This is a genomic window from Pseudoxanthomonas sp. CCNWLW251 (assembly GCF_037402255.1).
Taxonomy (GTDB): Bacteria; Pseudomonadota; Gammaproteobacteria; order Xanthomonadales; family Xanthomonadaceae; genus Pseudoxanthomonas_A.
This window is the reverse complement of record NZ_JBBEGA010000001.1, coordinates 46,347-61,480: the sequence shown is the minus strand read 5'-3', so window position 1 is coordinate 61,480 and position 15,134 is coordinate 46,347. Positions and strand designations below refer to the sequence as shown.

Sequence of the window (15,134 nt, the reverse complement as noted above, 5' to 3'; positions counted from 1 at the left end):
GAGCCCCATTGACCATGCAGGGCGCGCAGCGCCTGCGCCAGGAACTGGATCTGCTGAAGACGGTGAAGCGGCCGGAAGTGATCACCGCCATCGCCGAAGCGCGCGCGCACGGTGACCTGAAGGAAAACGCCGAATACCATGCCGCCCGCGAGCAGCAGGGCTTCATCGAAGGCCGCATCAAGCAGCTGGAAGGCGAGCTGTCGCACGCCGAGATCATCGACGTCAGCAAGCTCAACGCCGGCACGCGCATCGTGTTCGGCGCCCGCGTGGTGCTGGCCGATGTCGACACCGACGAGGAGAAGCGCTACCAGGTGGTCGGCGACCTCGAGGCGGACATCAAGCTGGGCCTGATCGCGATCTCCTCGCCGCTGGCCCGGGCGCTGATCGGCAAGCACGAGGGCGACAGCGTCACGATAGACGCGCCTGCCGGCCAGCGCGAATACGAAATCGTCAGCGTTTCCTACGCAGACTGAGCCGATGGCGCAGGCCACGCTGCTGTTGCCTCCGCGTACCCGCCTGGTGGGACAGGCGTTGCCGGCCGATGTGGCGCGGGCGCTGGGGCGCGCGGATCGCGCGGCCGGAGAGGCGGGCGAGCATGCGCAGCTGCGGCGCCACTTCCAGTTGGTGCCGGACCATTGGCCGGTCGCAGCCCTGACGCGCCAGCGCGACGCACGGGATGCCGCCGGCGCGTTGTGGCTGCGTGCCGATCCTGCGCGCGTGTCGCCCGACATGAACGGTGCGCGCATGCTGGCGTATGGCGAGGCGCTGGCGCTGGGCGACGAAGACACCGCACAGTTGCTGCCCGCACTGAAGCCGCTGTTCGGCGATGCCGGCATGCTGCTGGACGCACCCGATCCCGCCCGCTGGTACCTGCGCCTGCCGCCCGAGGCGAAACTCCCGGTGTTCGCGCCGGTGAATGACGTGCTGGGCGACGATCTGTTCGCGCACCTGCCGGAAGGCGAAGCGGGCCGCCGTTGGCGTGCCCTGCTCAGCGAAGCGCAGGTGCTGCTGCACAACCATCCCTGGAACGCAAAGCGCGTCGCGCAGGGCAAGCCGCCGGTGAACTCGCTGTGGTTCTGGGGCGGCGGCGTGCTGCCGGACTTCGTACGCACCGGTTTCCGCCAGGTCAAAGGCAACGATGTGCTGTTGCAGTCGCTGGCGCATGCGGCCGGGGTGGAACCTGTGCACGCGAGCGGGGAGGGCGGCGTGGATGCGCTGATCGATCTGCGTCATCTGCGCAACCTGGATCTGCTGTGCCGTGACGCACTGCAGCCCCTGCTGGACGCCCTGCACAAGCGCGAGCTGGACGTGCTGACCCTGGATTTCGAGGATGGCGCGCTGTTCGCGCTGCGCCGCGAGCAACGCTGGCGCCTCTGGCGCCGCCCGATGCAACGCCTGGACACGCTACGCCCGGACCACGTTCCGGCATGACCTCGCCCAGGATCCGCCGTCGGACCATCGCGGCGAATGGTCAGTGGCCGGAGGGCGTGCCGTTGCTCCTGCAGCGCCTCTACGAAGCCCGCGGTGCGCTCTCGATGGACCAGGCGCAACCACGCCTGGCGCAGTTGCTGCCGCCCGACCAGCTCGGCGGCCTTGGCGGCGCCACCGCGTTGCTCGTCGATGCGATCGCGCAGGACCGGCACATCGTCATCGTGGGCGACTTCGATTGCGATGGCGCCACGGCGTGCGCGGTCGGCGTGCGCGGCCTGCGCCTGCTTGGCGCACGGCACGTGACGCCTGCGGTGCCCAACCGCATGGTGCATGGCTACGGATTGTCGCCCTCGCTGGTGGATGAACTCGCCGCACTGCAACCCGACCTGCTCGTCACGGTCGATCACGGCATCGCATGCCACGCCGGCATCGCGGCGGCGAAGTCGCGGGGCTGGCAAGTGCTTGTCACCGACCACCACCTGCCCGGCGACGCCTTGCCGCCGGCCGATGCCATCGTCAATCCGAACCTGCGCGATGACCCGTTTCCCAGCAAGGTGCTGGCCGGTGTCGGGGTGATGTTCTACGTGCTGCTGGCGTTGCGACGGCTCCTGCGCGAACGGGGCACGTTCGACGGCGCGGGGCCGGATCTCTCCACGCTGCTGGATCTGGTTGCCGTGGGTACCGTGGCCGATCTCGTGCCGCTGGATGCGAACAACCGCGCCCTGGTCGGCGCAGGCTTGCGCCGGCTGCGGGCCGGGCAGGCGTGTGCGGGCCTGCAGGCACTGATGCGCGTGGCGGGCCGCGAGCCGGCGCGCCTGACCGCAGCCGACATCGGTTTCGCCATCGCGCCACGGTTGAATGCGGCCGGACGGCTGGAGGACATGGCCCTCGGCATCGCCTGCCTGCTGACCGACGATGCCACGCAGGCCGAAGAGATGGCGCGCGTTCTGGAAGGCATCAATGCCGAGCGTCGTGGCGTGCAGCAGCAGATGGTGGACGAGGCGCAGGCCGCGCTCGCGCGCATCGATGTCGCGGAAGGCGGGCAGGTGCCGCTCGCCCCGTGCCTGTTCGATCCGGAATGGCATCCCGGCGTGGTCGGCCTGGTCGCCTCGAAGATGAAGGAACGCCTGCATCGCCCGGTCGTGGCCTTCGCACCCGCAGAGCCGGGCAGCACCACGCTGCGCGGGTCGGCGCGCTCGATTCCCGGCTTCCACATCCGCGACGCGCTGGCGGCCATCGACACTGCGAACCCCGGCCTGATGCAGCGCTTCGGCGGCCATGCGATGGCGGCGGGGCTGTCGCTCGATGAAAGTGCACTGCCGGTGTTCCGTGACGCCTTCCACCGCCATGCCGCCGCGATGCTCGACGACGCCTTGCTGCAGGAAGAACTCCTGAGTGACGGCGAACTCCAGCCCGGCGAACTGGACCGCATGCACGCGGAAGCACTGCGTGGCGCGGGGCCATGGGGGCAGGGATTCCCGGAACCCATGTTCGATGGCGTGTTCGACGTGCTGGACTGGCGCGTGGTGGGCGAGAAGCACCTGAAGTTCTCGTTGCGCCTGCGCGGACAGGCCACACCGTTGAACGCGATCCAGTTCAACGGGTGGCACGACCAGCCACCGCCTTCCCGCATCCAGGCCGCCTATCAGCTGGACACCGACGACTGGCAGAACCGTCGCGGCATCCAGTTGCTGGTCCGGCACTGGCAACCGGCCGATTGAGGGCGCCGGTCAGCGCTCCGGCCAGGCCAGGGGCTCCGGATTGCGGGACGGCACTTCGCCGGCACGCTTCAGTCCGAACAAGGGCCGCAGCCATCCCGCGCGGCGGGTCACTTCATAGCCGGCGAAGCACGCGGCGAAGGTGATCGCCACCAGCAAGGGACCTTCCACCATCGGCGGTATCGCCAACGGTTTCAGCTGGTGGGCGACGACCACGGTCACCGTCTGGTGCAGGATGTAGACGGGAAATACCGCCGGCACCAGATAGCGCAGTGCACGGTTGTCGGCAGGACGCCAGTGCCGGGCGAAACCCAGTACCGCCACGATGGCGCACCACTGGTTCAGGCCCCAGGCCATCCGCATCCCCATGCGTGCCCAGTCGGGCGGTGCCGCGTCGGCAAAATGCGCGAAATAGGCGACCAGCCCGGCCCAGCTGAGCAGCCAGACAACCAGGGCTGGCCAGCGCTGGCGTTCGATGGCATCCCACACCCCGTCCGCACGGGCGATGAGGAAGCCGAGCAGGAACACGCCGAAGTACTGCACATGGTTGTACCAGTCGTCCACCAGGGCGTGCGTCTGCTCGAAGCGGCCGATCATCAGCACGCGTGCCACGCCGAGGAACAGGACGGGACCGGCCAGCACGCCGATGCCGGAAAGCCAGCGGCCCAGGTGGCGCTCCGCTACATTGATGGCGCGGGGCACGAGCTTCCAGAGCAGCCACAGTGCAACGGTGTAGACCCACAGGTAGGCGACGAACCACAGATGGTTCCATGTCGGGACCTCCAGGCAGCCGTCGGCATCGCAGAAGCCGTCATGACCGGCCAGGTAACGCGCGTAGAACGCCAGGTAGCCCTCGTGGTAGCCGCCAGGCAACTGTTCGACCACCTCGTAGTAGGACTGCGGCGGCACGATCACCAGCATGCCGAAGACAAGCGGCACCAGCAGCCGCCATGAACGGGTCCCAAGAAAGCGCATCCGGCCACCGGCAGCATCGGCGGCCTGCCGCGCCTTGCCGAGCAGGAACGCCGTGGCGCAGCCGGACACCAGGAACAGCAGCGACAGTCGCCAGGGGGAGCTGAGCATCATGAACGGTTCCAGCGCGTGGCTGGCGCCGGGGCTTTTCACGTGCCAGTCCCAGGTCACGTAGTACATGCCCACGTGGTAGAGCACCAGCAGCCCGAAGGCGCAGACGCGGACCCAGTCCAGATCGTGGCGACGTTGCATGGTGCTCTCCTTCATCGGCAAGGCGGCCAGCGTCGGGCGCCGTGCATGCGCACGCCATCGCGAAGGGACGCGTGGTGGAGGGGCAGGGGCCAATCGAGGGAAGCAAGGGACGAGTTGCGGCGGTGTTGCGAGAGGCGCGGGCTAGAATGCGCGCATGACGGAACGGTCCCCACCCACCTACGAACGCTATCTGCCCTGGCGGCGATGGGTGGAGATCGGATTCTGGGTGGCGATGATCGGCGCCAACTGCATCGGCAACAGCATGACCACGCTGATCGACATGCGGCGGCAGGGCTCCGGCGTGGAGGCCTGGGAGCCGGCCGTCTGGGAAGCGAGCAGTGCGCTGGTGTGGCTACTGGTCCTGATCCCGGCGATCGCCTGGTACACCCGACGCTTCCCGCTGCATTGGGAAAACTGGCGCCGGCGGATACCCGAGTACCTGCTGGCGAGCATCGTGGTCTGCATCATCCACGTCGTCGGCATGGTCGCGCTGCGCGTGATGGCCTACCGCAGCCAGGGCATGACCTACGAGTTCGGCCCCTGGCCTCGCGAACTGGTCTACGAGTACCTGAAGGATATCCGCAGCTTCGCCACGATCGTCGTGCTGGTGGAGGGCTACCGCTTCCTGCTGCGCCGCTGGCAGGGTGAAGCCAGCCTGCTGGCCGAGCCGGACGAAGGTCCGCCGCTGGAGCCGGTGGACCGCCCGGAGCGCTTCCTGGTGCGCAAGCTGGGCCGCGAGTTCCTGGTGGCGGCCAACGATATCGAGTGGCTGCAGGCCGCAGGCAACTACGTCAACCTGCGGGTACGCGGCCACGACTACCCGTTGCGGAGCACGATCGCCGGCATCGAGACCCGCCTGGATCCACGCCGTTTCACCCGCATCCACCGCAGCTACATCGTCAGCCTGGACCAGGTGGCCTCGATCGAGCCGCTGGACACAGGTGATGCGCGCGTGCACATGAAGGATGGCAGCGCGCTGCCGTGCAGCCGCCGCTACCGGCAGGACCTGCGTCAGCGGACCGGGGCCGAAGCCGCCTAGGCAGCGCGGATAGCCGGCACGCGCGGCAGACGTTCCACGGCGTAGCTGGCCACCAGTTCGATGGCACCGCTGCGGACCGCGCCTTCAGGCTCCTCCAGCAGCGCTTGCAGGGCGACGCCGGGTGGGAGCGTGCGTCCCCACAATCCGGCCCAGGCGTTGCGGCGGTCCTTGGCCGCATACAGGGCGCGGTCGGCCATGCGCAGCGCGTAGTCCCAACCGCCTGTGGTGTTGTCGAAGAACGGGAAAGGGGCGAAGCCCAGCGAGACGGTCAGTGGCCAGCGCTGGCCTGGCGCCAACTCGTGCGCATCGCACAGTGTTTCCTGCACGCGCGCCGCCACCGCGCAGGCCTGGGCTTCGGTCAGGTCCGCGCACGCCATCAGGAACTCCTCGCCACCCCAGCGGGCGATGACGTCGTCCGCACGCCCCAGTTCGCGCAGCTGGCGCGAGAGCGCCACCAGCACCTGGTCGCCGGCGTGGTGGCCATGACCATCGTTGACCTGCTTGAAGTGGTCGATGTCGATGAGGAACAGCACATGGCGCGTACCGGCGGCGGGCCGCTGCAACGACATGGCCTTCAGCGACTCCGTGGCGGCGCGGCGATTGCGCAGGCCGGTCAGGGGGTCGGTGGCACTGACCTTGCGCAGCTGCCGGTTCTTGCGACGCTGCAACAGGCCGAAGCCGACACCTGCCAGCACCAGCAGGGTCATCAGCGTCACGCCCGCACGACGCAGCAGCGCGGATTTCTCGTCATTCAGCACGCGGATCTGTGCCTGGTGACGCATCTGCTCCAGTTCGCGCTGGGCCTGTGCGCTTTCGCTCCGCGCCTGCAGATCGGCCAGCAACTCCAGCCGCTGATGCCTCAGCGCTTCCATCTCCAGTCCGTGCAGGCGGGCACCCACCGCCAGCGCCTGCTCCGCCTGCCCCAGCGCGGCGTGCGCCGCCATCCACGCGAGCAGCACTTCGCGCTGCTTCTGTGGCTGTGGCTGGTCGCCCACCAGGGCCCAGGCTGCGCGGGCGGTCTCCAGCGCCTGCACGTGTTCACCGGCCTTGCGCTGCAGGACCGACAGTTTCGCAAGCGAGCCCGCCTGCCCGGGCAGGTCCCTGTTCTTCGCCTGTTCGCGGATGGCTGCCGCCAGCACCGGCCGGGCCCGTTCCAATTGTCCCTGTCGGATCCACAGGCCTGCACGCTCGCTGCGCAGGCGATGCACCACGGTATGGGCCTGCTGGCGCTGGGCCATGGCTTCACCGGCGTCGATCGTTTCCATGGCGTCTGCATCGCGCTCCAGCGCGACCAGGTTGAGCGCATGGTTGTGCACGATCAGGGGGTCTTCCAGGCCCACGCTGGCCGCTGCGGCCAGGGCTTTGAGGTAGTACCTGTCGGCCACCTCGGGCGAGGCCAGATAGTCGGCATGGATCAGCCCGATATTGTTGAGCGTGGCCGCCTGCACCAGCCCGGCATCGCGTTCGTCGAGCCGCGAAGAGACGTCGTAGGCACGGAGGTACGCGGCCTCCGCGGCGCGGATGTGGCCGGCGCCCTGGTAGATCGACCCGATCTGCGAATACGCGCGCATCCGCAGCGCGGGTGCGAGCGCTGGCGTTTCATCGACGCGCCGTTCCATCCGCTCGGCGGCGCTGATCGCCCGCTCCGGCTCACCGCTCAGGCCGGCGGCGATGCCCAGGCAACTCAGCGTCTTGAGTTCATCCTCGACGTTCAGGTCTTTCGCTTGCAGCAGCGCGCTCGCCAGCACCACCGCCCTGGCGGGTTCGTCGCGCCTCAGTTTCAGGCACTGGCCGACCTGGTTCGCACGGTCGGCCACGGGCGCCGTCGGCGCGTCGCCGGCACAGGCCACGGAGAAGGCGAACACCAGCGCCAGGCCGAGCAGGCCGGACAGCAGCGATGCGGACGGTGCGATGTGGGTGGTCATGCCGGCGGCGACTCTGGGCAGGGCACCGAATGTCATGCAAGAACCGTTCCGCAGCCGGCGCGACGCACCGCTCTGGTATCCTTCCCGACCGATTCCGCATCCCTGCCACGCACCCCATGATCGAGCTGAATCCCATCCGCCAGCGCATCGCCGACCTGCAAGACAGGCTGGCCTCGCTCCGGGGGTATCTTTGACTACGATTCCAAGCGCGAACGCCTGGAAGAAGTGAACCGCGAGCTGGAAAGCCCGGACATCTGGAACAACCCCGAATACGCACAGCAGTTGGGGCGCGAGCGTTCCCTGCTCGACAAGACGGTCAACGGCATCCGCGAGATCGAGGAAGGCCTGGCCGGCGGCTCCGAACTGCTGGAGCTGGCCGAAATGGAAAACGACGAGGACACCGCGCAGGCCGTGGTGGCCGACGTGGAGCGCTACGCCTCGCACGTGGACAAGCTGGAATTCCAGCGCATGTTCTCGGGCAAGATGGACGCCTCCAACGCCTTCGTCGACATCCAGGCCGGCGCCGGCGGCACCGAGGCGCAGGACTGGGCGGAAATCCTGCTGCGCATGTACCTGCGCTGGTGCGAGTCGCGCGGCTGGAAGACCGAGCTGATGGAAGCCAGCGGCGGTGACGTGGCCGGCATCAAGTCCGCCACGCTGCGCGTGGAGGGCGATTTCGCCTACGGCTGGCTGAAGACCGAGACCGGCGTGCACCGCCTGGTGCGCAAGTCGCCGTTCGACTCCGACAACCGCCGCCATACCAGCTTCACCTCGGTGTTCGTGTCGCCGGAAGTCGACGACAACATCGACATCGACATCAACCCGGCCGACCTGAGGACCGACGTTTACCGCTCATCCGGTGCCGGTGGCCAGCACGTCAACAAGACCGAATCGGCGGTACGCATCACCCACGTGCCCACCGGGATAGTGGTGGCCTGCCAGACCGGCCGCAGCCAGCACCAGAACCGCGACAACGCGATGAAGATGCTGGCCGCCAAGCTGTACGAGCTGGAAATCCAGAAGCGCAACGCCGAACGCGATGCGGTGGAAGCCACCAAGTCCGACATCGGCTGGGGCAGCCAGATCCGCAACTACGTGCTGGACCAGAGTCGCATCAAGGACCTGCGCACCGGCGTGGAGCGTTCGGACACGCAGAAGGTGCTGGACGGCGACCTGGACGAGTTCGTCGAGGCCAGTCTGAAATCGGGCCTGGAAGCGGGTTCGAAACGCATCGACGCCTGATCCGCCCACGAGTCACCCGTGGGAGCGACGCAAGTCGCGGGCTCTTCTCCGGCACTCGTTCGCGACTCACGTCGCTCCCACGCTCCAGAACACGACACGACCCATGACAGACCCCACCCTTCCGCAGGACGAGAACAGCCTCATCGCCGAGCGCCGCGCCAAACTGGCGGCGTTGCGCGGGCAGGGCATCGCGTTCCCCAATGACTTCCGTCGCACCGACTACGCGGGCGACCTGCAGGTGCAATACCAGGACCCGGAGCTCTGGACCGGAGAGGCGCTCGAAGGCGGCGGCCGGCGTGTGAAGCTCGCCGGACGCATGATGGCCAAGCGGGTGATGGGCAAGGCCAGCTTCGTCCAGATCCAGGACGAATCCGGGCGCATCCAGCTGTTCCTGCAGTCCAATGCGCTGGGCGAGACCTACGATGCGTTCAAGGGTTGGGACATCGGCGACATCGTGGGCGTGGAAGGAGGGCTGACACGGACCCGTACCGGCGAGCTGTCCGTGAAGGCCGATGCCTTCCGCCTGCTGACCAAGGCGCTGCGTCCGTTGCCGGACAAGTGGCACGGCCTGTCCGACGTGGAACAGCGCTACCGCCAGCGCTATGTGGACCTGATCGTCACGCCCGAGGCGCGCGATGTCTTCATCAAGCGCTCGCGCATCATCCGCGCGATCCGCGAATGGCTGGACGCGCGCCGCTTCCTGGAAGTTGAAACGCCGATGATGCATTACATCCCCGGCGGCGCCGCAGCCAAGCCCTTCACCACGCACCACAACGCGCTGGATCTGGACCTGTACCTGCGCGTCGCGCCCGAGCTGTACCTGAAGCGGCTGGTGGTCGGCGGACTGGAACGCGTGTACGAGATCAACCGCAACTTCCGCAACGAGGGTGTCAGCACGCGGCACAACCCGGAATTCACCATGCTCGAGCTGTACGAGGCCTACGCCACGTATACCGAGATCATGGACCTGACCGAGGGCGTCATCCGCGACGTGGCGCACGAGGTGCTGGGCACCGGCCAGGTGGCGTGGGACGGCCAGGACATCGACCTGGAGCCGGCGTTCCGCCGGTGGCGCATGGACGAGGCCGTGCGCCACCACAACCCCGAGATCAGCGCCGCCGACTGTACCGACCGCGACGCGCTGGCCCGCCACTGCGAGCGCCTGAAGATCCACGTCAAGCCATCCTATGGCTGGGGCAAGCTGTTGCTGGAGATCTTCGAGAAGACCGTGGAACACACCCTCGTCCAGCCGACCTTCATCACCGACCACCCGGTCGAGGTGTCGCCGCTGGCCCGCGCCAACGACAACGACCCCGGTTACACCGACCGCTTCGAGCTGTTCATCAACGGCAAGGAGCTCGCCAACGGGTTCTCCGAGCTCAATGACCCGGAGGACCAGGCGGCGCGCTTCATGGCCCAGGTCCAGGCGAAGGAGGGGGGAGACGATGAAGCCATGCACTTCGACGCTGATTACATTCGGGCACTGGAGGTCGGCCTGCCGCCGACAGGCGGGCTGGGCATCGGCATCGATCGTCTGGTGATGCTGCTGACCGGTTCGGACTCCATCCGCGACGTACTGCTGTTCCCCTACATGCGCCCGGAAAGCCAGGGCTGACGGGGGCGCCCCAAGCGTCAAGAGAGTGACGCTCAGGGGCAGAATGGGCTCCCGTCTGCATGAAGCGACGGGCCACCGGCCGCCGGCGGAGCTGTTTTCCGGCGCGCCACCCTGATCCACCGCGCGCCAAGGATGGACGGAAAGGCCTCATTCCGTGACGGAGGTCACCATGTTCTGCCCTGACACCCCCTGGCCACGGCTGGCACGCTTCCTGCGAAGATTCACACGCAGGACGGTCAATTTTCCGCCGCCCGCGCCGATAGAGATCAGGGGAGGGGGCCCCGGGATTCGCATCGGTTCCCTTCGTGGATCACGGACCCTGCCCGGGTCCGCGCCGCCGAACAGGACTGCCGACATGTTAGATGCGAGCGCTGCCACCGCCGGAGTATCCTTGCCCGACAGCCACGTGATGTGGCCACAAGGGGTGGGTAACGCTTTGAATATCGTCATCGTCGACGATCAGACGTCTGCGCGCACGATGCTGCGCCATGTCATCGAGGACATCGCGTCCGAGCTGACCGTCCATGATTTCGGCGATCCGCTGGCAGCGCTGGAGTGGTGCGAGAAGAACCGCACCGACCTGCTGCTGCTCGACTACCGCATGCCGGGCATGGACGGGCTGGAGTTCGCGCGCCGCTTCCGCCGGCTGCCGATGCATCGCGACATCGCGATCATCCTGATCACCGTGGTGGGCGATGAACCCATCCGCCAGGCCGCGCTGGAAGCCGGCGTGATCGACTTCCTGGTCAAGCCGGTGCGTCCGCGAGAACTCCGTGCACGCTGCCGCAATCTGCTGCAGCTCCGCCAGCAGTCCGAGAACGTCAAGCAGCGTGCGCTCTCGCTGGAGCAGCGCCTGCTGTCCAGCATGCACGAGGTCGAGGAGCGTGAGCGCGAGACACTGTCGCGGCTGGCGCGTGCCATCGAGTATCGCGACAGCGGCACCAGTGCGTATTTGGAGCGCATGGCCCACGTGGCCGGCCTGATCGCCGAACAACTCGGCCTGCCTGAAGACGAAGTACGCACCATCGAGATGGCCGCCCCGCTGCACGACATGGGCAAGATCGCCATTCCCGATTCGGTGCTGATGAAGGCCGGTCCGCTGACGGCCGAAGAAACCGATGTCATGCGTCGCCACCCGAAGATCGGCCACCAGTTGCTGTCGGGCAGCCAGAACCGCTTCATCCAGACCGGTGCCTTGATCGCCTTGCGCCACCATGAGCGTTACGACGGCAGCGGCTACCCCGATGGCCTCGTGGGTGAGCAGATTCCGTTGGAAGCGAGGATAGTGGCGGTTGCGGATGTCTTCGATGCGTTGATTTCACCGCGGCCGTACAAGAAGGCCTGGGAGAAGGACGCGGCGCTGGCTTATCTGTATGCACAGCGCGGTCGCCTGTTCGATCCCGCATGTGTCGACGCGCTGATCCGCGGGCGGGCGCGGCTTGACGACATCTGCGAACGCTACTCGACGGTGCAGAGCCGTCCAGGGATGGAGTAAGCCATGTCCAATGTCCTTGCATGGATCAAGTCCCGCCTGGCGCATCGTGGCGACAGCGAGCACGGACAGGCGCTGATCCGGATCGCGCTGATCTCCATCATCCTGACCTATGCGTTGCTGCCGTCCTCGCGCACCGCGCTGCCGGCGGACGAATACACCATCGTCTTGACCATCATCACGTCGGGCCTGGTCAACAGTCTCGGCATCTTCGCCTGGCTGCTGGTGCAGCCGGGCAAGTCCCACGTCCGTCGCGGACTGGGCATGATCGCCGACTACGGATTGCTGGCAGCGGCGATGAACGGCATGGGCGAACCGCTCTCGTGGGCGTACGTCGTGCTGATGTGGATCACGGTGGGCAATGGCCTGCGCTACGGCAATCGCTACCTGGTGGTTGCGGTTGCGATGGCCAGCACCGCTTTCGCGGCGGTGGTCGCGATGAACGACTACTGGCGCGCCAACACGACCCTGGGCGTCGGCCTGGTGCTGGGCCTGATCGCCGTGCCGATGTACCTGTCCGGCCTGCTGCGCGACCTGACCCGCGCGACCGACGAGGCGCGTCGTGCGAACGAGGCGAAGAGCCGGTTCCTGGCCAACATGAGTCATGAATTCCGCACGCCGCTGAATGGTCTGGCAGGCATGTCGGAACTGCTGGCGACCACCCGGCTGGATGCCGAACAGCGCGAATGCCTGTCCACCATCCAGGCTTCCACGCGTACCCTGCTGGGTCTGGTCGAGGACGTGCTGGACATTTCCGCCATCGAGGCGGGCAAGGTCAAGCTGAACGTGGTCGAGTTCGCGCCCCGCGAACTGGTGGAGAGCATCGGGCTGATCCTGATGCCGCAGGCGCGTGGCAAGCAGGTGCGTTACGAAGGACACGTGGACGATGCCATCCCGCTTAAGCTGCGCGGTGATGCCGGCCACCTGCGCCAGGTGCTGCTCAACCTTGCCGGCAACGCGGTCAAGTTCACCGATGAGGGCGAGGTGCGGGTGGCGATGGTGGATGGGCAGCACATGCGCCTGCGCTTCACCGTCACCGATACCGGCATCGGTGTTCCCGTCGCCTTGCGCGAACGGTTGTTCGAAGCGTTTGAACAGGCCGACGGCAGCCTGTCGCGGCGCTACGGCGGCACGGGCCTGGGCACGACCATCGCGAAGGGGTTGACCGAGGCGATGGGCGGCACCATCGGCTTCGAAAGCAATGAGCAACGGGGCAGCTGCTTCTGGGTCGAGTTGCCCTTCGAAGCCGTGCCCGAACGGGTCATGGTGCCGGCGGTGCACGGGCACGCCGAGTGGCTGCAGGAAGAACCCGAAGCCTCGAGCGCGGAGAACATCATCGCGTTCTCCGATCCGTTCCTGCGCCATCGCGCACGCGTGCGCAGCATGCAGATCCTGGTGGCCGACGACCACGAGGCCAACCGCATGGTCGTGCAGCGCCTGTTGCAGAAGGCGGGGCACCGCATCACCTGCGTCAACGGTGGTGAAGAAGTGCTGGACGCGCTGGAATCGGCGTCTTACGACGCGGTGATCTGCGACCTGCACATGCCCGGCCTGAGCGGCCTGGATCTGCTGAAACAATTGCGCGTGATGGAAGCCGGCAGCGGCAGCCGCACGCCGGTACTCATCCTCAGTGCCGACGTGACGCCCGAGTCGATCCAGCGCTGCGAACAGGCGGGAGCGCGCGCCTTCCTGGCCAAGCCGGTGGTCGCCACGCGGTTGCTGGATGCGCTGGCGGACATCGCCACGTCGGGCCGCATCTCCGCGACCGCGACGGTGGCCGCGCCCGTGCGTCCGGAAATGTCGGACGGTGTCCTCGATGTGAGCGTACTGGACGAACTCACCGCGCTCGGCATGGGGGATGCCTTCGAACGCGAGTTCATCGAGCAATGCCTCAACGATGCGGACGGATGCATCGGCGCCATGGCCCATGCGATGGAGCGGGGCGACGGCGAACACCTGCGCGAGCACGCGCACGCGTTGAAAGGCGTGGCCAGCAACCTGGGCCTGGTGAAGCTTGCCGCAGCCGCAGGCGAGATGATGAGCCTGGCCGATTGGCAGATCACGCGTGAATGGCGGCACCGCCTGGCGGCGCTCAACTCGCACCTGAGCCACGGTCGCGCGGCGCTCGATGCGCGGCAACGGGTGCGTGGCGCCGTCGAGAAAGGCGGCGAGGGCACTTCGTCGTGACGCGCGGATCCGCCGCTGTTCATGCGAGGGCATGCAGTGGCGAAACGCAGCGCGTCGGGTGTCCACGGGATGGATGGTCCCTGGCGAGTACGGTGACCCGGACTCGCCCTTGAAGGCGCGAAGGCGCGCTTCAACCCCCTGATTTTCCCTGCGTGTTTGCAGCAGACTACGGGCGCTGCTCTCAGGCGGCGCGGATCGACCGCTTCTCCTGCGCGCGGACGATGCGCTCCATCATCTTCAGCGACTTGTCGCCCAGGGTCAGTGCGGTATCCACCCACACTTCGGTGATGCCCATCAGTTCGTCGTAACCCACGGGTTGGGCCAGGTTGCGGCAAGCATTCAGCGCCAGATGCGCGTGCGGTGAACGACGCTGCTTGTCGATGATCGTCTGCACGGCGGCGGCGCCCTGGCCCTTCGGCACCAGTACGTCGACCACGCCCATCCTGTACAGCTCGTCGCTGGTGTAGATGTTGCCTTCCAGGATGATCTTCTCGGCGACCTGCGGCGACACGCGCTTGCACAGGAAGGAGTAGGCGCCCATGCCCGGGAACAGGCCGAACAGTACTTCCGGCAGTCCCATGTCCACGCCTTCTTCGGCCACGATCGTGTGGCAGGACAACGCGATCTCCAGGCCGCCGCCCAAGGCATCACCCTGGATCAGCGCGATGGTGCGGACGTCGCCGCCGAGGCCGGTGTTGAGGTGGTGGACGCCATCGATGCAGCGGCGCGCGTAGCTGAGCAGTCGGTCGCGGTTGTTCTCGCGGATCAGTTGCGAGAACAGTTCCAGATCGCCGCCAAGGTTGAACGCATTCGCGTCCGACGCGATGACGAGGTGACGCAGCTTGCCCGGCTGGCGCTGCGACTCGCGCAGGGTGATCGAGTTGGTGAAGCTCAGCACATCGTCGAGCATCTGGCTGCGGAAGCACGGACGCACGCCGGGTGCGGCATCGGAGTGCATGTACAGCCAGTGGGCATCACCGCTGGGTTCGGATTCGACGCGGATGGTCGGGAAGGCACGGGTGCGCTGCAGTTTTTCGACGTTGTTCATGAGGAGCTCCTTGGAGGGTTTCTTGCCCGCGCGGCAGGGGAAGCGGGTGACGGATTAATGTGACGCAGGTGGCATCACGCGCCGATCCTACACCTGAACGAATAATTAAAATCCAGTGCACGAGCGCGCTTGTGCGATGGAGAGCGCGCCAATGGCCTACCAGCATCACAATCTGTGATGGGCGTCTAGAATTCACCCCTAAAGTCCTGACGG

General features: G+C 67.1%; 11 protein-coding genes. 8 read left to right on the top strand and 3 right to left on the bottom strand.

The features are described 5' to 3' along the window. The first annotated feature begins 8 nt into the window (after nucleotides 1-8). The 3 genes from greA to recJ are packed head-to-tail and all read left to right on the top strand — an operon-like array spanning nucleotide 9 to nucleotide 3,152. On the top strand, nucleotides 9-473 hold the full coding sequence (greA, locus tag WBN46_RS00255; protein WP_185742123.1) for a transcription elongation factor GreA: 465 nt from the start codon (nucleotides 9-11) through the stop codon (nucleotides 471-473). Nucleotides 474-477: 4 nt separating this feature from the next. Next, nucleotides 478-1,431 carry a phosphoglycerate mutase gene (locus WBN46_RS00250; RefSeq protein WP_337729816.1) on the top strand — a complete coding sequence of 318 codons (954 nt, stop codon included), beginning with the start codon at nucleotides 478-480 and terminating at the stop codon, nucleotides 1,429-1,431. Continuing rightward, complete coding sequence (gene recJ, locus WBN46_RS00245; protein WP_337729815.1) at nucleotides 1,428-3,152, top strand: single-stranded-DNA-specific exonuclease RecJ; 1,725 nt, start codon at nucleotides 1,428-1,430, stop codon at nucleotides 3,150-3,152. The genes WBN46_RS00250 and recJ overlap by 4 nt, the downstream gene beginning before the upstream one ends. A gap of 9 nt (nucleotides 3,153-3,161) precedes the next feature. On the opposite strand, the gene WBN46_RS00240 is transcribed toward recJ, so the two are convergent. Then, on the bottom strand, nucleotides 3,162-4,373 hold the full coding sequence (locus WBN46_RS00240) for an acyltransferase (RefSeq protein WP_337729814.1): 1,212 nt from the start codon (nucleotides 4,371-4,373) through the stop codon (nucleotides 3,162-3,164). 154 nt (nucleotides 4,374-4,527) lie between these two features. On the opposite strand from WBN46_RS00240, the gene WBN46_RS00235 reads away from it, so the two are divergent. After that, a complete protein-coding gene (locus WBN46_RS00235; protein ID WP_337729813.1) occupies nucleotides 4,528-5,412 on the top strand; it encodes a LytTR family DNA-binding domain-containing protein in 885 nt (294 codons plus the stop codon). Here WBN46_RS00235 and WBN46_RS00230 read toward each other — a convergent pair. Beyond that, on the bottom strand, nucleotides 5,409-7,337 hold the full coding sequence (locus tag WBN46_RS00230) for a diguanylate cyclase (protein ID WP_337729812.1): 1,929 nt from the start codon (nucleotides 7,335-7,337) through the stop codon (nucleotides 5,409-5,411). The genes WBN46_RS00235 and WBN46_RS00230 overlap by 4 nt on opposite strands. Before the next feature lie 116 nt (nucleotides 7,338-7,453). On the opposite strand from WBN46_RS00230, the gene prfB reads away from it, so the two are divergent. The 4 genes from prfB (at nucleotide 7,454) to WBN46_RS00210 (ending at nucleotide 13,873) form a co-directional block, all read left to right on the top strand. After that, nucleotides 7,454-8,579, top strand: a protein-coding gene (gene prfB, locus WBN46_RS00225) for a peptide chain release factor 2 (RefSeq protein ID WP_337729811.1) whose coding sequence is annotated in 2 segments (ribosomal slippage) — nucleotides 7,454-7,528 and nucleotides 7,530-8,579 — 1,125 coding nt in all. Because the reading frame shifts where the segments join, the coding sequence is not laid out codon by codon here. 103 nt (nucleotides 8,580-8,682) lie between these two features. Next, nucleotides 8,683-10,194 carry a lysine--tRNA ligase gene (gene lysS / locus WBN46_RS00220; protein ID WP_337729810.1) on the top strand — a complete coding sequence of 504 codons (1,512 nt, stop codon included), beginning with the start codon at nucleotides 8,683-8,685 and terminating at the stop codon, nucleotides 10,192-10,194. A gap of 409 nt (nucleotides 10,195-10,603) precedes the next feature. Further along, entirely contained in the window at nucleotides 10,604-11,689 is a 1,086-nt protein-coding gene (locus WBN46_RS00215; protein ID WP_225590977.1) for a two-component system response regulator, read from the top strand. Between the two features lie 3 nt (nucleotides 11,690-11,692). Further along, the gene (locus WBN46_RS00210; protein WP_337729809.1) at nucleotides 11,693-13,873 is read left to right on the top strand and encodes an ATP-binding protein; all 2,181 of its coding nucleotides are present in this window, start codon (nucleotides 11,693-11,695) and stop codon (nucleotides 13,871-13,873) included. A 181-nt stretch (nucleotides 13,874-14,054) separates the two neighbouring features. Here WBN46_RS00210 and WBN46_RS00205 read toward each other — a convergent pair whose 3' ends face one another. Beyond that, on the bottom strand, nucleotides 14,055-14,921 hold the full coding sequence (locus tag WBN46_RS00205) for a crotonase/enoyl-CoA hydratase family protein (RefSeq protein WP_142125420.1): 867 nt from the start codon (nucleotides 14,919-14,921) through the stop codon (nucleotides 14,055-14,057). Nucleotides 14,922-15,134: the final 213 nt, after the last annotated feature.